The sequence below is a fragment of the Bacillus sp. FJAT-22090 genome, assembly GCF_001278755.1.
Taxonomy (GTDB): domain Bacteria; phylum Bacillota; class Bacilli; order Bacillales_A; family Planococcaceae; genus Psychrobacillus.
In genome coordinates, this window is the sequence record NZ_CP012601.1 from 2444572 (window position 1) to 2462178 (window position 17607).

Consider the following 17607-nt stretch of genomic DNA (forward strand, 5'->3'; position numbering starts at 1 on the left):
TACTGCATAAATATAAAGTCAATCGTATTTTTATAATTTTTTTGATTATTTTATAGATTTATGAATATGAGGGGAATAATATTACAGAGGTGTTACTGGTGCCAGGCACCAGTAACACCTCTGTAACACATTTTTCCCATAGAAAAAGGAGCGAATTGAGGGATTCGCTCCTTTGTCGTTTAGTTGTTTCCATTTCCGTTATTGTTACCATTACCATTGCCTTTATTGTTTTTTTCTTGATCGTTTTGGGATTTTTCATTTTCTTTTTGTGTTTTTTCTGCATCTTTTTGCTGTTTTTCTTTTTCTTTATTCATTACTTTTGCTTGGTTTTCGGTAGGTTTACCGTTACTATTTTGTTGATTTCCTTTTTGTTCCGGCAGCTTTTCTTTTTGTATATCCTGCTTTTCTTTTATCATTTCTTGTTGTTGTTTAATTTTTTCTTGTTGCTCTTGCTGTTTTTGTTCAATTTTTTCTTGTTGCTCTTGTTGTTTATCTTTATTGGATTGTTCATCTATTTTGTTTTGGTTGTTGCTGGATGGTATCTTTTGCATATTACTCTCCTGGTTTACTGGAATACCATTGTTTCTAAGATTATCTTTTATTTTATTTTCCTTCTCAACTTCTTTTAACTTTTGAATGGATTTGTCGTGTTTGTCAGCTTCTTTACGTTCTTCAATGGTACTTTCATTAACTATCCATTCTTTGTCGGTGTGCTCGCTTTGTACTTCTTCAACTGCTACTTCTATAATTTCTTTCATATCAGATGATTCTTTATTATTTTCGTATATAGTTGTTATTGCTATTTCTTTTGCAAGGGGACTTAGTTGCTTTACTATGTTTGACAATACGATGTCCACTTGGTTCCCCTCCCAGTCTTCGAGCATGATAGGAGCTGTATCGTTTAGCGACCGAAGCGTCACGACTAATCCCTCTTGATCAACACCTAATTCTACTGAATTGTTTGCATCCAATTGAACATAAGCTAGTGCTGTTCCTGGGTTTGGGATAAAGGATGCTATCACAAATAGAAGAAACATTGCTGCGACAATAACTGGAGCGAGAAAAGAAGGTTTTGTCCATTTCCTACTAAGAGTAGTTACCCCCATTAAACGGAATTCAACTTCTTGTCCAATCTCAGGATTCGAAATGATGGGAACACCTCGAAGAAATTTACCTTCCTTCGTTAGAAAAATCATATATTTAGTTTTCTTTTCGCAAACAATGCCTTTATAAGTGCGCATCATATGATTTCTCCTTTTACATACTCTTTTATATATTCAAAGTCACTTTTTAACAGTAAAGCAACTGCTATTATGTATTTTCTATGCCGTTCTAAAGTTTTTCGTGAGACCTCGACGATTTCTTCCATTTCTTTCAGTGGTAATCTTTTATATTTTATAAGAAATTCATAGAATTCTTCTGTCTCAGCGATAATTTGTGCGGTTTGAAATGCTGTTTTTCTCGCATCCTCATGCTTTGGAGCAACTTTTGCTAAATCTTCAAATGATAACCCGAATTCTGCGAGTAGTTTAGTATAGCGAGAAATTTCTTCTCTTCTTGCTTCTGCCTGCTGTTCTTTTGAATAGGAATCAAGCGCTTGAGCGTCGAATAACAATTGGTGCTCCGTTGCCGCTTCTTCTTTTGATGCATGTATTAATAGAACTTTCTCTTTTCGGACAGATTCTTTGCGAATAAAATCAATGATACGTCTCTTTATAATTAAGTGTGCATAAGTTTGCAACGATGCATTTTCACTAGGATTAAAACTCATGATCGCTTCATGGAATCCATTCATAGCTATACTAAATTCTTCGTCATGTTCATCAATTGATCGTTTACAAACAAAGGATGCGGTTTTTTTCATAAATGGGGTAAAGGCAAAAAGAAGGTCATTTAAAACCTCCTCATTCCCTGCTTTTGCCATTTGAGCAAGTTCAGTCGTTATTTGTTTTTGTTTTGTTTTCGTTTTAAAAATCCCGTGAATAATGGACAAAAGCATACATACCCTCCCGTTCTCATCTTTCCCTTAGCCTATCATTGTAACTGGCTGATTGGAGAATGAAAAGCGGTTAAACTATAAATAGTTCAATCTTCGTCATTATTATAGTACTAGCGATGTTAGTTTATTATTGCTCTAGTACTATATTATTCGTTCGTCAAGATACATTTGTGGGGGTGGCTAGAGGATAAGTTTTATGTAGAGTTTTTAATATATTGATTGAAAATAATATATTAAACAAAAAGGAGGCTCTTAGGAACCTCCTCTTTGCATTGTTTTGTTTCCCTTAAATAATAGACGAAATCATACGTATCTACACGTTTTTACTTCATCTAAAGAACTGGGTTAAATAAAATTAAAATAGTGTATCGATAAAGAGGATTTATTTGTCTTCTTTATTTTTTTTATTTTCTTGTTTTTCAGCTTTTTGTTCTTCTTTTAAAGCTTTTCTTTCTTCTTTATGCTCTGCTTGAAGTGCTTTACGCTCTTCTTTTTGCTCAGCTTTAAGAGCTTTGCTTTGTTCTTTTGCAGATTCCTTTGCAGGTTCTTCTACAACAGGTTTTTCAGCTACTGGTTTTTCTACTACTGGTGTAGGTTCAACTGTTACAGGTTTTTCTTCAACTGGTTCTTCAGTTTTAGGTTCCTCTGTTTTTGGCTCTTCAGTTTTTGGTTCTTCTACTGTAGGCTCTTCAGCTTCTTTTTGTGCAGCCTCAAATTTAGCGATTGCTCTTTCAGCATTACGTAAAATTGATGCTTTAGCAGTTTCACTTCCAGCATTTTCATATGCTTTTGCAAGTGCTGCTAGATTTCCAGCCGTGTAACCTTCAGGAATTTCAGGGAATTCACTTTCTGGTTTTGTTTCATCTTCAGTTTTTGTATCATCTGTTGAAGGAGTTGTTACTACTGGTTTAACAGTATCTTCTGTTGTAACTTCTGTTTTTTCCTCTGTAGAATCAGAGTTCAATTTACTCAAATTTACAGTGTCGAACAAATTTTCATTTGCCCATGCATAACCTGATCCTGTTACCGTCAATGTTGCAACTAATAAAGCTGCGCTTGTTTTCTTCCATTTCATCTGCATTATAGAATCACCTCGGATAGAATTTTGTCCCGTACTATGCTCGGACACTATATTATTCGTAATAAATTCATAACTTGTGGGGGTGAAGACAAAAAAATAATATTACAGATGTGTTACTGGTGCCAGGCACCAGTAACACATCTGTAATATATTCAAGGAGTATATAGTAAGGAAGCGGTTTTAACTGCTTTTAGGTTGTTGCATTTTTTTCTTTTTATGTTTTTTCCACATGTCTTCGGCTGCTCCAGATCCTAGCATGACACCTGCTACGATTAGGAAGAGCCCGATGAAATGGCGATAGTTTAGTATTTCACCTAAGAAGATGGCAGATAGAATCAAAGAGAATAATGGATTTAAATTCATAAATATCGCCGATTTTGTTGCTCCTGCTTTACCTACTGCGTAGTTGTACATGAGATGCCCAATGGCTGTCGATAGTACGGCAGATGCTAAAAATAGAACCCAAAAAAGAGGTTTTGTTTCAGCAAATGTGTAGATTCCTCTTGGTTCTTGCACTAAGCTGATAACGATTAACACAACTGCTCCGATTAGTAGCATATAGGCAGTGAGCAATCTTGGGTCAAGTGTTCTCGCTGCTTTGCTTACGATCATATAGCTCAGCACTTGCGCTAAAATTGCGAGGAACACATAGAAATCACCAAGGTTGGCTCCGCTGGACTCTCCTCCTCCTACTAGGATGGAAACCGTCACCCCAGATAAACCAAGTAAGAGGCCAAGCCACTGAAAACGTGATGGGAAGTACTTTAATATAATCGCACCTGAAATGGCGGTAAGCATTGGACCCGTTCCTAAGATTAGACCTCCATGGGTCCCACTTGTAATCGCAAGCCCCATGTTCAAAAAATAATGATGGAGCACGACATTGGAGAGAGCCCCTAATAATATATACTTCCATTCTTGTTTCGTTGGCATTCGTAGGAGATTCATTTTCCATAAAATGACCAGTACTACTAGACCGGCTGTTAAAATTCGAAAAGCCGTTAGGGTAACTGGGGGCACTACTGTTACTAGATATTTAAGTATCGGTAGGTTTGCTCCCCAAACGAACATGACGAACACGAGCATTAAATATATATTCCATTGCTTCATTTGAGGAACTCCTTTTTAAAATTGGTATTTTGTTCTCTTTATTAATAAACTACAAACGACATATGCAAGTAGCGATAAGGTAACTGGCACGACGACCGTATGCACACCGAATAGATTGCCGTTTGATTGATTGTAAAAATGCAAAGCAATATATGAAACAATTCCGGTGATCATGGATGCTACCGCTCCGTATTTATTGCCATAAGACCAATAAAGTCCAAGGACGACTGGCCAAATAAAGGCTGCTTCTAACCCACCAAACGCAAAAAGGTTTAAGAAAATAAGTAAGTCAGGAGGATTCAATGCTAATAAAAATACAACAGACCCTAATAGAGTCGTCACCCCAAAGCTTAGATTTTTGACCATTTTCTCGTTTGCATTCGGATTCAGATAGTTAATATAAACATCCTTTACAATAGAAGAACTCACTAGTATAAGAAGAGAGTCAACTGTCGACATAATCGCGGCAAGTGGTGCAGCAAGTACAATCCCTGCAAGCCAAGCAGGAAGGACCTTTAGTGCCACAAGTGGAATCACCGTATCTGGAACTTCTACGCCCGGTAAAATAGTGCGTGAAAAAATACCGATTAAATGCATGTTTAGCATAATAAAACCAGTAACAACCGTTCCGATTACAAGTGCTCTGTGCATAGAGCGAGTGTTTTTATAGGACATTGCACGTACTGCCATTTGCGGAAGTCCAACAACTCCTACTCCGACAAGTATCCAAAAGGAGGACACATACGCTGCGGATAAGTTCCCTTCATTGCCGTATGGCGTTACCAGGTTTGGATTTTCAGCAAGCAGGTCCTGAATAATATTTGGCACGCCGCCGCCAGCAATTATAACGGCAATCAATAAAATCAACGTGCCAATTACCATCACTCCACCTTGCACAGCATCAGTTACCGCAACTGCGCGGAAACCTCCGATTACTACATAAACTAATACGGACACTGCAAAAATAAATAAGGCAGTTGTATATTTCATACCCGTCAAAGATTCGATTAAGCGACCACCACCGACCCATTGTGCCGTCATCGCTGAAAATAAAAAGATGATCATACTAATTGCTGCAAGCAACACAACAGCTGTGCTGTTATAACGAACCTTTAGGAAATCAATTAACGTGATGGCATTATATCGTCGAGCTAAAATTGCAAACTTCTTCCCTAAAATAAGTAAAACAAAGTAACCCGTCACTACTTGGGTCATCGCAAGCAAAACCCAACCAAACCCCATCGTATATGCTGTTCCTGGCCCACCAAGAAAACTTGAAGCACTTCCATACGTTGCAACCATCGTCATTGCCAGAACAAAGCCGCCAAGCTCTCGTCCACCTAAAAAGTACTCCTGCAAGAATCCCCCAGTAGAGGATTCCAGCTTTTTACTAGACCAAAATCCGATGATAAAAATAATTGCGAGAAAAATAACAAGAGGGATAATAACGCCTATATTCACAGCTCTTCCTCCTCTTCTTCAAACGAAACATCCTTCAAAACAAATTTCGCCAAAACAATAACCGTCACACATATGAGAATAAAACCTACAATACAACTATAGAAAAACCAATCCGGAAAACCAAGAATGTAAGCATACTCTTCTACCGGTCGTGATCCAAGCCCATAAGCAAAACCAAACCACCATATAAAATGAGCAATCGCAAGTCCAACCCCAATTAGCGCTTCCCGATGTGCAATTTTAAAACGAGGATCCATCTTTCCATCCACCCCTATCATTTCAATTCATTACTTCAGTATAGCGAAGTTAAATTAACTTGTTAACAAGTTAATACCAGAAACTTAGACTTTCTAAATATTACAACAGTGTTACTGGTGCCAGGCACCCAAACAAACACGATAAACGTGAATAACGTGAAAAATAAAACAATCACGAAAGTTGAAACTTTCGCGATTGTTTGAACTAACATGAATGTTTGGGTGCCAGGCACTTGTCACAAAGTACTTGTCATCTTACATTTCTTATTTATAGGTCAAGTATCTGATGTAGTCTTTCCAGCCGACTGCTTTAATGCTATTCCATGTTGGAAGGTCAATAGGGAATGGTAGGAATGCGGTTGAGTCATCTCGTTTTAGGTTCGCATTCAGTATTACCGTGTTGTTCTCTAACCCTTCTGAAAGAATAGCATATTGTTTTAAGTCAAATGGTACTGTTACTGGAGTGCGCACGATACGACCACTGTTTGTTAATGTGTATATTTCAGCTTTTTGTTCTGCTCTGTTTAGTAGCCATTTTGACTTTACTTGCACCGCGTTTTCCACTTCATCTGTTGTGATGACGGAATTGATGTTTGCGGCAAATGGCAATTCTTCAGGCTGCTCATTTAATTGAATTTTTACTTCGTATAGTGGTTCTTTAGTTTTATTGTCTAATTGTTTGTATGCTTTTAGCCATTCTGACTTGTTGGCAGGCACTACTGACTTCGTAAGTAAACTACCATCCGCCGCACCTTCTCGATGTGTGGAGTAGTTCATTACTTTTTGGCCTTCCATGATCTCGTGCCATTCTTCTTCATTGGCGAATGTGAGTACCGACTTTTCATTTGAATATATACGAATGAAATAAAGACCGTCTCGCTCTTCAATGCTCGCAACACTTCCATCAATCGGACTAAGTAATGAGAGATCGCCTGTTTCTTGACTAAGCTGCGTTGTGACAATTTGTAGTTTGCGATCAACTTCCGCAAGTTTTTGCTCCGCTTCAGCGATTGCTTGTGCGTAATTACCATCTTGCGGAACATTCACATCTACTTGGACATTGACGTCAATCACGTCATCGGTCGTCGTGCCTGTTGTGGAGCCTTCGCCATAGGAAGTGGCGTCCGATCCTGCACGTTCCGATTCAAGTGAGCTTATAATTTGTTGAAGCTGTGACTGCTCCTGCATATATGCTTGCTGCTCTGCTTCCCAAAGTGAACGCTGGTTATCGGCAGATTCTGTTTTTAATTGCGCAAGTTCTGCCCCTTGTTGGACAATATCCCCTTCCGCAATTTTGAAATCACTAACTGCCTCTGCTTCAATTGTAACAACTGTTTCTTTCGCCGGAACTACTAGCGATTCCTTTTCTATCTCTTGCGCATACGTATTCGCCTGAGCTCTGTCGTATTCTTCTATATAATAGCTTCTAGCCAATTGGCTTTTTTCTGAGAATAAAAGAATGGCATTTGCAGCAATAAATGTAGAGACAACAATTGCTATACCTATAGTAAATCCCTTATTCATACAGATTGCCCCCCTTCAAACCAAGTTTCAAATGGGATTACATGAAATCCTGCTGAAACGAGAGCAAGTACGGTTTGGACAACTATTAAAATGATTAATAGTTTACGAGTCGACATTTCTGTGAACGAACGCAGAAAATGAAACTGAATCGCAATGATCAGTCCAGTGATTAACGTTAAATAATTAAAGAAATGAATGAAAAATTCATTATCTAAAAACGTTGCTGCCAGTGGTCCAAAAGACAAAATTGAAAATTCGGTTGTATAGCCAACTATAGCATAAATGAAAAAGTTTAAGGCTTTTTCGATTAATAGTAAAGCGACAACAAATAGTTGCAATACCGCCACTTTAGATAAATCAATGCTAGTTATTTTATGTAAGAGAAAGGCAATTCCAAAAAAATGAAATGCCATATATAAGATTGCCCAAATGAGTACACCGATCAAGGAGACTATTCTCGCTACCGAATAAGTGTCCTCATATCCATTCGCGAAAATGGAGGTAAGTGCTTCTGTATTCATTCCCCATATATCTTGAAGAGCGAACAGGAGAACACCTAAAAGTGCGATAAACCATACTCGCTTCTCAAAGCTACGCATTGTATTAGTCTTTAGCGAATCAATTAATTCATTTCTGTTGAAAAGATATTTCCAAAATCGAAATTCAAAAAACATTCCATTGTTCCCCCTCTATGGTTGAACAGTTACTTCCACATAAGCACCGTTTTTCATCGCTGTCCCATTTTTCGGTTGAAAATTAGGATGGATGAGTAGTAAGTATGCTGCTCCTTTATCTAATGGTGCATTTGGTTTTACAACGAACTGCTTGGATGATTTTTGTTTAATCGTTATAGGCACGCCGTTGGTTTCACCAAGCTTTACTAACTCAATATTCTTTTGGTCCTTATTGTCTTTTATTTCTTTCGAAAAGGTAACTGTAAATTCTTTTGTTGCTGGTATGTTCGAAAGCGTACGAATTTTTTTATACGTTTTATTTGTTTCTAAAATTGTGTCTAAATGCGCTTGGGAAAGCTCCTTTCCTGCTTCCGTCACAACATTTGGAGTGACACCTGTTTTATTGATAATTGTTCCTTTTGGTCCAGTAAAAGATGCTACTGTCAACTTCAAGAATGATCCATCTGACAACTCATAAAATGTCTGCATCGTTCCTTTTCCATACGTTTTTTGACCATAAAGTTTTGCAGATTTTTGGTCCAGTAAAGCGGCTGCCGTCATTTCAGAAGCACTTGCGCTATAGCCATTTACAAGAACCTTTGTATTTTTAGGAAATAAGGACGCATGCTTTACAGATTCCACAAGCCCAGAAGGACCTCTCGTTTCAAGATAATACGCGTGAGGGCTATTTGGGAATAAACCAATAAGTTCCTCAGCAGTAGGCACATACCCCCCGCCATTATTTGTTAAGTCAAGAATAAATGAAGTAGCACCCTGCTTTTGCAATGCATTCTTTGCATCTTGAACGAGTTTTGCCCCATTTTCGGAGAATGAATTAATTGCGATATAGCCTGTGTTTCCATAAAGCAACTTCTTTGTCACAACAGGTACATGGAATTTTTTGCGTGTTAACGTATACGATTCTTTTTTATTCGTTTCTTTTAAAACGGTTAATTGAACCTTCGTTCCTTCTTTACCTGTAATGAGCGATGAGGCTTGCTGTATAGACATTTTTTCAGTAGAAGTACCGTTCACCTCTAAAATAATGTCTCCCGATACAATATCAGCACCATCAGCTGCTCCACCATCAAACGTGCTAACAACCTGAATCCCTTTTTCATGCTCTTCAATAACAACACCTATTCCAGTTGTCGTATTGTTGATGGAGTTTGTGTACTTTTCGTATTCTTCCTTTGTAAAATATGTAGAATAAGGATCCAATTGATTCATAATGTCATCAATCGAAGTGGCGCTTTGCAGATTAGTCGGAACTTCTCCCTTATAATCCTCACGCACAATTTGCTTCACTTCATCAAGTGGAGCACCAAAAGCGGAAACTGGAGCAACCAATATACTAAAAATTAATAGAATAATTGCAAAACCAGAAAACCTCTTCATTCCATTTCCCCCTTTTAAAGCTTATAAACCTATCATAACCGAAAATCTTCCATTCTGCCGTAAATTTATTACAGATATATTACGAAAAAATATACAATATGAAAAAACCACTCAATGGAAGTGCACAAAATACAACATATCCCAAATTACTAGGTTTTATTACGGAGTTGCTGTTGGTGACAGGGATGTTACTGGTGCCTGGCACCAGTAACATCCCTGTAATAATTCATGTGCCTTAAAAATCCTATGTATCCTATAAAATAAAAACAATCGTGAACGATTAGCTCTTCACGATTGTTGAGTGTGTTATATGATTTTAGCTTTTGCTTAGAAGTGGGCTGGTCTATTGTTTTAATAGTTGCAAGATAGATTGGGCTTGTTGCATGTGGAGTCTTAGCACATATTGGCCTGCTTGCATTAAGATATTAGCTTTTGTTAACGCCATCATTTCTTTTGCGATGTCGGCATCTCGTATACGAGACTCTGCTGCTGTTAGATTTTCTTCCATATTTACCGCGTTATTATATGCATGTTCCAGTCGATTCGTATATGCACCCATGCGCGAACGTTCACTAGACACTTTATTAATCGCTTTATCTAGTTCTCCAATCGCTTCATCTGCTTTTTCTCTTGTTGAAATCGAAAGATCATTACCCCCTATGCTTACCGCTCCCATATTTCCAAAAGTTAGCTCGATGTGTTGTCCTGCATTTGCTCCTGCTTGAATTTTTAATGAACTTTGAGAGCCATCGAGTAGCTTTTTCGTATTAAATTCGGTATCTGTAGATATTCTAGTAATTTCTTTTTTTAATTCCTCAAATTCGATGCCTAGTTGTTCTCGATCATTGTCTGTTAGCGTATCATTTGCAGCTTGGACACTAAGCTCTCGCATTCTTTGTAAGATGGAGTGGGTTTCATTTAACGCACCTTCTGCTGTTTGAACAAGTGATATCCCATCTTGAATATTTCTTGCTGCTTGTCCGAGTCCACGAATCTGCGCTCTCATTTTCTCGGATATAGCTAGACCTGCAGGATCATCTGCAGCACGATTAATACGGTATCCAGAAGTTATTCGCTCCATGGACTTATTTGCAATTGCCCACTGGGCGTTCATGTTTCTTATTATCGACAACCCAGTAGAATTCCACATTCCAAACATCTGATCATCCCCCAAGGATCCTTTTTGTATATATCGTCTTCTTCCAAATATTTTCAAGTTTTCTAGTGAATTTATTACAGAGTTGTTACGGGTGCCAGGCACCAGTAACAACCCTGTAATAAACCAGAAATATTGTTGTGTTTTGATGATTATATTTAACTATTATGGGTAAACTATGGAAAGTTATATTTATATTATTTTTTTGCATTTATACTTTAGTGATATTTCCCGGGAAATCTACAAATATGGAGGACAAATGACATGAAAAACGACAAATTCATAGGTTTAAGCTGGGGGGATATTTTGTTTGGATTATTTGGTTCGAGCGCTTTCGTATTAATTCTCTACTTTTTTACTTCCTTTTAACTTTTTGAATACATAAAAACACCTATCGAAAATTTACTTTTTTCGTTAGGTGTTTTTTATTTGGCTATTAGGTTCAAAGGTGGCATCCTCCATCAGTGTTCTTTAATTCTTGGATTTCATGGAATAATGCTTCGTTTCTATGGAGTAAAGAGTAATCAATCATTCTATTATAGTTTTCTTGTTCTAGTTGCTGGATGATTTCTTCAGCACCTTCTATTGAAGTCGAGACAGAGTCATTATTAGTTGCCTCAATTATTGACAGTAAGTGGATATGAATATCAGAAACAAGTAATAGTTGGTAAAGTGGAAGACGAATGAATCGGTTTCCTTTTTGGAAAACGAATACTTCGGATAAATTCTCTACTTGCAGCGTCGTAGCATTTACTATTATTTCTTTTCCTTCTACAGGTATAAAGTGAAATAGTTCATCTTCTTTTCGAATGGAAAAATATTGATAGGCAAACACTAATTTTATTCTTCCAGCCTCGTGCTTTGTATAAAATGGTTTCATTAACTGTACTAGTAACATTTCATCCCCTCCCTCATGTTTAGAATTTTCTGACTTATATTAGTTTATCATATTTTATGATTTACGTGTAGTGCAAAACGCTAAAAAGCGAACACATTATTATGTATTCGCACTTCTTACTTCCTTATATTATTTCAATGATAAAACCTTAGCTGACTGTGGTCTATTTCTTCCAGAACCATATAGTAAGTAGCCTACTTTTCTTTCATTGTAGCGTACAGCAAATGTTTGAAACACTTTTTGAAGGATGACTGATTCTTGTGGCATTTCTTCGCTTTCTAAGTAAAAGGAGAGTATTTTAGTTTTGAAGTTTAAATGCAAATCATAAATTGTAAAATCATCTGCTACTATCTGTTCAATACGTGTCATTTCTTGAGTAGGATAACCAATAAAATACTTAATATTACTTGTTTTAACACCGACTATTTTTACTTCTTCCAACCACTGTTGTCGCTCATGATCTAGAAAATCAAGCAATGAAGGTATATAAAACTGCATTTTATTTACACCACTCACTTCCTTTCTTATTGTATTAATACCTAATATTTACATCATTGTAATAGGATGTATGTTATCTTTATACCTTATTAATTGGATTGTTTTATTAATATCGCCAATTTGGCGATTTTTATATTTCACTTTCATTAATTAGATATTCTAGGTTCAATGATAAGGGGGTACTCGAATGCCTTTTCATGAACATATTCGTGAATATCGGGAACAATTAGAAATCACACAAATCGAAGCAGCTGAGCGTTTAGGCATTGATCATTCCGTTTTATCTAAATATGAATTAGGTAAATTGGCGATTCCCCTCGATTTATTGCCAGACATTCGAAGAGTTTATGCTATTCCTAAGGAAAAATTTATAGATATGCTGGAAGACAAACTTGGTAAAAGTAGAAATCCTGGCTTAGAGGCAAGAGAAAACAAGATGCGTTATGCTGCTGCTCTACAAAATGAATACATGCCATACATTATGAATTCAAAAGAGTTTCGACTTTTTATGTCTAAATTAAATGCTTTAGACAAGAAAGAAGCGAAGAAACTTTTAACTGAAGCTATAAAAAATAATTAAAGCTTATGCTACTTATTCTGCAAAAATTGTGGAATATTAAACAGCATACGCTTTTTTTGTTTAGATATGATACTGACCTATGTTTGAAAAATAGTCTTGGTTCTAGTTAGATTGGTCTCGGTTAGCACTTAATTTGTCTCGGTCTAAGCTGGATTAGTCTCGTTTAGCGACAATTTGGTCTCGCTTCCAGTGGAAATGGTCTCTTTCTGACAATTCCTAATTAAAGTATATTTTTCATTACATGAAGTTAACTCTTTACTATGAGAAATAGTCTCGCCTAGCACTCAATTAGTCTCGGTCCAAGCGGGATTTGTCGCGGTTAGCGATAATTTGGTCTCGCTTCTAGTGGAAATAGTCTCGTTCTGACAAATAATGTCTAATTAAAGTAATTTTCTTCATTACATGAAGTTAACTCTTTACTATAAGAAATAGTCTCGCCTAGCACTTAATTTGTCTCGGTCCAAGCTGAATTGGTCTCGGTTTGCGTCAATTTGGTCTCGCTTCCAAAGGTAATGGTCTCTTTCTGACATTTACTGGTCATTTAAGTTCCCCTTCTTTTTTGGCCATTCACTCATCTTTTTGCCAAGGTTTCGAGCTATGCCTTTTATTAATGACGGTTTATACGTATAATGGAAGGAAAGCCTTTTTTCTTAGGAGAGATTTGTTTGAACCTTACTTCTTCCCAAAAACTAGCAAACCATTATAAAGAAAATATCGAGAAGTCCATGCAGACGTTTGAGAAGAAGTTTCATCCTGCCATTTTAGAGGATGAGGAGCTTATTCGTCGTGCTGCTTTTTTTGTTCGTAACAATGCTGTGCTTGTAACGAATTTTTATCCACAAGAACACCGGGTGGATTTTATCGTGAGAGATGTCAGCAGTTTAGAGGTCTCTTACAATATTTTAGAAGATACTTTTCACTGTCCGTGTCCCATGCATAAGCCATGTCGGCATATTGTAGCGGCAGTTTTTTATTTGTATCAGCAAAATGAGTCATTATCGACATGGATTTCTAATTGGCGTTCTACTACGGATCAGGCACAATTGAAGCTACTGAGAGACGAGCGAAGTCCAAGAAGCTGGGATATTCTGATTGAGAACTTTTTCCGTAAATTTATTTCCAGTTATCCACCGAATAGCTTTTATCTTTTAGAGTTCGCGGTTCATGATTTACAGACGCAAATTCGCAAATCTCGGCCTTTTGAACGGGAATGGCAGCCAATTTTCGATGTATATGTTAACTTTGTCGTCTTAATGAAGGTTTGGCCGTATTTAGAACCATTTGCAGAGTCCAATATGCGAAATCGTGTGCTTCATTTTCTGAACGAATATATAGAGGATTTAGATGACTCACTATCTCAGCTTGCTTCAAAGCCAAGACTATTTGCTGCGGATTCATTTTACGACGAATTAATGAAGCGAGTTCGCCATTTCTATTTTGAGATGGAAACACTGTTGAGTTATCGAAAGCATGTCTATTTGTCTTTTTGGGATGCCCTAGTGACAGATAAGGCTACTCGTGAAAAGGAAGTAGCTTATTTGCAGGCACTCGATAAAACAGAAGATGATATTCATCTAAATATGGTACTTCCCTATTTTTATCTCACATTGTCTCGAATGGACGATTTAGTAAATGCTGCTGAACAAATGGAGACAGTACAGCTGTTGGAATGGGTCGAAGTTTGCGAGAAGGCACTTCATTCTTCCAATAAAGAACTTGCTAACCAGCTTGCTCGAAAGTTATTGTCACACATACCTTCTTATTTAAATGAATTTGCCCAAAATCCATCAAGAGTGATGTTAATTCGTAGATTGGAATTGCTTTTTGATGCCATTCAATTAGACACAAATGAAATGGAGAAACTATACCAATCATTTGGCTTATATGGAGTTCAGGCGTATTCAAATTTATTAATCAAAGAAAGACGTTACCAGGACTGGATGGCTCTCCATCATTCTGCTAATTCGTCACTGGAGTATGCCGAAGCTTGTGGTCTTCCTATCGTCAAAGAAGAGGCACCTGAAGTATTATTACCGCTCTATCATCATTATGCGATGCGCTTTCTATTGGAAAAAAACCGCTATAGCTATAAACAAGCCGTACGAATTTGGAAGAAAATGAAGCAAATTGCGAAAAAAACAAATGACACGGATTATTGGAATCAATATGTAGATACTATCCGGGAAAAATATCGCCGTCTACGTGCATTACAACAAGAAATAGAGAAAGGAAATTTGCCATTATGATACAACCTTTATCTATTACAAAAGAGCTGCCCTTGAAAATAAATGTGACAGAAAACGGGAACTTCCGCTTAATATCTATTGGTACATCAGCTGAACAATGGGTTCCTTCCTTATATATCAATCATCGCCAAAGTTTTTTTGGACTGCAGGCACAAATCGAAGAGAATGCTCTGATTGCAACTCCTGTTGAAATGATGGAGATTTTCTCAGGGAAAGCCCATCCTTTTATAACGTTTACAGGTGATAATCATGATTCTAATGAGTGGCTTCGAACTTTTAAAGAAGCGGCAACTACTTGGTCATCTCCTGATTTATGGAGCCAGCTTAATATTGATGGAGTTAACATTGAAGTAAATGCACCTCTCGAGGAAAAAGGAAAAATACTTATTGCAAATGCTGTCAAACAAAAGCTTTTTCAAGCAGGACTGACAATGGAAGATGTCCCATCGCTTGTTCCTTTCTTCCAGCAAGGTGGATGGCCAATTAAATCACAGGCTACTCATCCAAGCTTAATGGTGGCTATACGGTTATCTGAACCAGATGAATTTGATGACACATGGTTGTTGGAAACAGTAGTTCGTGGCAAAAAGAGCAGTGTGTATTGGACACCTTCCTTTCGGAAAAAAACTTTGCCAATTAAGGATGCTTTACCAGATAAATGGAATACTTTTAGTGAATATATTGCAGAGACACAAGCTAAAATTTTCTCGCTCATATCTTCTATTGACCCATCTAACTTAAACATATTCTTTTCTTCCCCATTGGCAGATGAGGAAGTACGTGTCTTCCTTAGAGATGACCTAGTGAAATTACAGGCGCTTGGATTCGAGGTTATCCTTCCGGCTTGGTTGAAAGCAGTGAAAGAAACAAAAATGCGTGTAAAAACCATTGCTCAAACAGCAAATACTTACAAAACGGCTGCTGGTCTCGATGAGATCCTAAAATTTAACTGGAGCTTTTCTTTAAATGGGCAGGAAATATCTGCAGAGGATTTTCAAACGCTAGTGAATGAAAATCGTTCTTATATTCAAGCAGGCAATGAATGGTTCCGTATTGATGCAGCATGGATGCATGAAATCAGAGAACTCATGAAGAAATCGGAGGATGAAAACTGGACGGTTAAAGAGCTTTTATTCCGAGAGATTCCCGAAGAAATTGCACTTGCATTAGATGATGATAATGATCAGTCAAATGAAGATCCTTTATTCGAATTTGAAATGCAAAAGTCTCTGAAATCATTGATGGATCAGTTATCAGAGAAAAAAGGATTTCCTGAAATCCCGATCTCGCCAAATTTGTTGACAACATTGCGTCCTTACCAACAGCTTGGTCTTGACTGGCTAGTGTTTATGCGAAACGATAAATTCGGAGCTTGTTTGGCCGATGATATGGGACTTGGGAAAACAGTACAGCTAATCTCATACTTATTGCATGTACATGAAAAGGATGAACAGCCAACTCCGTCTCTTATCATCTGCCCTACATCTGTCCTTGGAAACTGGCAAAAAGAGCTTGCAAAGTTTGCACCATCTTTAAAAGTACAGACACATTATGGATCTGGCCGTACGAAAGAAATTGATATGACAGCGGATGTTGTCATCACGACTTTTGGTACTGCTATGCAAGATATTGAGTCTTTGGAAGAAATCGTGTGGGCTAGTGTCACACTGGATGAGGCTCAAAATATTAAAAACATGCATACAAAACAATCACGTGCCATTCGTAAACTGAATGGTGCACACCATATTGCGCTAACTGGAACACCTGTTGAGAATAGATTGTCTGAGCTTTGGTCTATTTTCGATTTTATTCATAAAGGGTACTTAGGCTCTTTCCGTAAGTTCCAAGAAAATTATATTGTACCGATTGAGCGCGATAATTCAGAATCCATTAAGCATAAGTTACGTGTAAAAATCCAACCGTTCTTACTAAGAAGAACGAAGCAAGATCCTGAATTACTTCTTAACTTGCCTGAAAAACTGGAGCAACGGGAATATTGTGCGTTAACTACTGAGCAGGCTGCTCTATATGAATCGCTTATACAAGAAACGGTTAGTAAACTTGATACGCTCAGCGGCTTTGAGAAAAAAGGACTTATATTGAAAATGCTAAGCAAGCTTAAACAGCTATGTAATCATCCTGCCCTTTATTTAAAAGAGCCATTTGATGATGCAGAAGATATGCTCGATCGTTCCGAAAAACTTGCACGTATTGTGACAATGGCGGGAGAAATCGCCGCTAGTGGAGAGCAGTGTTTAATCTTTACTCAATATATTGGAATGGGCCACTTGTTGCAGCATTGCCTGACAGAGCTATATGATATTGATGCTCCGTTCTTAACAGGCAGTATGCCAAAAAATCAACGTGACCATCTTGTTGAAGCGTTCCAAGCTAAAGAGTTTCCAGTCTTTCTTTTATCATTAAAAGCAGGTGGAACTGGATTAAATTTAACCGCAGCAAGCCATGTATTGCACGCCGATCGCTGGTGGAATCCGGCTGTTGAAAATCAAGCAACTGACCGTGCTTACCGTATCGGACAAACGAACTTTGTTCATGTGCATAAATTTATTACAATCGGTACAATTGAAGAAAAAATAGACAAACTTCTTGTTGAAAAACAAGCATTATCGGAAGAATTGATTCATTCTAGCCAATGGATTACCGAAATGTCCGACACCGATCTAAAGGATCTTTTGACTTTATCGATCTAATCCTACAGAAACTA

15 protein-coding genes are annotated in these 17607 nt (G+C 37.4%); 3 read left to right on the forward strand and 12 right to left on the reverse strand.

The annotated features are described in order from the left end of the window. Nucleotides 1-179: 179 nt before the first annotated feature. The 12 genes from AM499_RS12240 to AM499_RS12295 form a co-directional block, all read right to left on the reverse strand. The gene (locus AM499_RS12240; protein ID WP_156316799.1) at nucleotides 180-1241 is read right to left on the reverse strand and encodes an anti-sigma factor domain-containing protein; all 1062 of its coding nucleotides are present in this window, start codon (nucleotides 1239-1241) and stop codon (nucleotides 180-182) included. Beyond that, on the reverse strand, nucleotides 1241-1999 hold the full coding sequence (gene sigI, locus AM499_RS12245) for an RNA polymerase sigma-I factor (protein WP_053590483.1): 759 nt from the start codon (nucleotides 1997-1999) through the stop codon (nucleotides 1241-1243). Before sigI ends, AM499_RS12240 begins: the two co-directional genes overlap by 1 nt. A 382-nt stretch (nucleotides 2000-2381) precedes the next feature. Continuing rightward, nucleotides 2382-3080: a hypothetical protein gene (locus AM499_RS21695; protein WP_053590484.1), complete on the reverse strand. Its 699-nt coding sequence runs from the start codon at nucleotides 3078-3080 to the stop codon at nucleotides 2382-2384. A gap of 180 nt (nucleotides 3081-3260) precedes the next feature. After that, nucleotides 3261-4190 (reverse strand): DMT family transporter, encoded by a 930-nt coding sequence (locus AM499_RS12255; protein WP_053590485.1) that lies wholly within the window; start codon nucleotides 4188-4190, stop codon nucleotides 3261-3263. 15 nt (nucleotides 4191-4205) lie between these two features. Continuing rightward, nucleotides 4206-5651 carry a sodium/pantothenate symporter gene (panF, locus tag AM499_RS12260; protein WP_053590486.1) on the reverse strand — a complete coding sequence of 482 codons (1446 nt, stop codon included), beginning with the start codon at nucleotides 5649-5651 and terminating at the stop codon, nucleotides 4206-4208. Then, nucleotides 5648-5908: a YhdT family protein gene (locus tag AM499_RS12265; protein WP_053590487.1), complete on the reverse strand. Its 261-nt coding sequence runs from the start codon at nucleotides 5906-5908 to the stop codon at nucleotides 5648-5650. The genes panF and AM499_RS12265 overlap by 4 nt, the downstream gene beginning before the upstream one ends. 264 nt (nucleotides 5909-6172) lie before the next feature. Beyond that, nucleotides 6173-7432 carry an efflux RND transporter periplasmic adaptor subunit gene (locus tag AM499_RS12270; RefSeq protein WP_053590488.1) on the reverse strand — a complete coding sequence of 420 codons (1260 nt, stop codon included), beginning with the start codon at nucleotides 7430-7432 and terminating at the stop codon, nucleotides 6173-6175. After that, the gene (locus AM499_RS12275) at nucleotides 7429-8106 is read right to left on the reverse strand and encodes a hypothetical protein (RefSeq protein WP_053590489.1); all 678 of its coding nucleotides are present in this window, start codon (nucleotides 8104-8106) and stop codon (nucleotides 7429-7431) included. Before AM499_RS12275 ends, AM499_RS12270 begins: the two co-directional genes overlap by 4 nt. A gap of 15 nt (nucleotides 8107-8121) precedes the next feature. Beyond that, entirely contained in the window at nucleotides 8122-9504 is a 1383-nt protein-coding gene (locus AM499_RS12280) for a S41 family peptidase (protein WP_053590490.1), read from the reverse strand. A 343-nt stretch (nucleotides 9505-9847) separates the two neighbouring features. After that, on the reverse strand, nucleotides 9848-10663 hold the full coding sequence (locus tag AM499_RS12285) for a flagellin N-terminal helical domain-containing protein (protein WP_053590491.1): 816 nt from the start codon (nucleotides 10661-10663) through the stop codon (nucleotides 9848-9850). A gap of 439 nt (nucleotides 10664-11102) precedes the next feature. Beyond that, entirely contained in the window at nucleotides 11103-11558 is a 456-nt protein-coding gene (locus AM499_RS12290) for a hypothetical protein (protein WP_053590492.1), read from the reverse strand. A gap of 129 nt (nucleotides 11559-11687) precedes the next feature. Further along, entirely contained in the window at nucleotides 11688-12056 is a 369-nt protein-coding gene (locus tag AM499_RS12295; RefSeq protein WP_053590493.1) for a hypothetical protein, read from the reverse strand. 187 nt (nucleotides 12057-12243) lie between these two features. On the opposite strand from AM499_RS12295, the gene AM499_RS12300 reads away from it, so the two are divergent. From AM499_RS12300 to AM499_RS12310, 3 genes are all read left to right on the forward strand, one after another. Next, nucleotides 12244-12636, forward strand: coding sequence for a helix-turn-helix domain-containing protein (locus AM499_RS12300; protein ID WP_053590494.1), 393 nt, complete (start codon nucleotides 12244-12246; stop codon nucleotides 12634-12636). Nucleotides 12637-13301: 665 nt separating this feature from the next. After that, entirely contained in the window at nucleotides 13302-14882 is a 1581-nt protein-coding gene (locus AM499_RS12305) for a hypothetical protein (RefSeq protein WP_053590495.1), read from the forward strand. Beyond that, a complete protein-coding gene (locus AM499_RS12310; protein WP_053590496.1) occupies nucleotides 14879-17593 on the forward strand; it encodes a DEAD/DEAH box helicase in 2715 nt (904 codons plus the stop codon). Before AM499_RS12305 ends, AM499_RS12310 begins: the two co-directional genes overlap by 4 nt. Nucleotides 17594-17607 lie beyond the last annotated feature (14 nt).

Bases quoted from the DNA above. Each gene is read 5' to 3' on its own strand.
- AM499_RS12240 (WP_156316799.1), bottom strand. From the start codon at position 1,241: ATGCGCACTTATAAAGGCATTGTTTGCGAAAAGAAAACTAAATATATG.
- sigI (WP_053590483.1), bottom strand. From the start codon at position 1,999: ATGCTTTTGTCCATTATTCACGGGATTTTTAAAACGAAAACAAAACAA.
- AM499_RS21695 (WP_053590484.1), bottom strand. From the start codon at position 3,080: ATGCAGATGAAATGGAAGAAAACAAGCGCAGCTTTATTAGTTGCAACA.
- AM499_RS12255 (WP_053590485.1), bottom strand. From the start codon at position 4,190: ATGAAGCAATGGAATATATATTTAATGCTCGTGTTCGTCATGTTCGTT.
- AM499_RS12265 (WP_053590487.1), bottom strand. From the start codon at position 5,908: ATGGATCCTCGTTTTAAAATTGCACATCGGGAAGCGCTAATTGGGGTT.
- AM499_RS12270 (WP_053590488.1), bottom strand. From the start codon at position 7,432: ATGAATAAGGGATTTACTATAGGTATAGCAATTGTTGTCTCTACATTT.
- AM499_RS12275 (WP_053590489.1), bottom strand. From the start codon at position 8,106: ATGTTTTTTGAATTTCGATTTTGGAAATATCTTTTCAACAGAAATGAA.
- AM499_RS12280 (WP_053590490.1), bottom strand. From the start codon at position 9,504: ATGAAGAGGTTTTCTGGTTTTGCAATTATTCTATTAATTTTTAGTATA.
- AM499_RS12285 (WP_053590491.1), bottom strand. From the start codon at position 10,663: ATGTTTGGAATGTGGAATTCTACTGGGTTGTCGATAATAAGAAACATG.
- AM499_RS12290 (WP_053590492.1), bottom strand. From the start codon at position 11,558: ATGTTACTAGTACAGTTAATGAAACCATTTTATACAAAGCACGAGGCT.
- AM499_RS12295 (WP_053590493.1), bottom strand. From the start codon at position 12,056: ATGCAGTTTTATATACCTTCATTGCTTGATTTTCTAGATCATGAGCGA.
- AM499_RS12300 (WP_053590494.1), top strand. From the start codon at position 12,244: ATGCCTTTTCATGAACATATTCGTGAATATCGGGAACAATTAGAAATC.
- AM499_RS12310 (WP_053590496.1), top strand. From the start codon at position 14,879: ATGATACAACCTTTATCTATTACAAAAGAGCTGCCCTTGAAAATAAAT.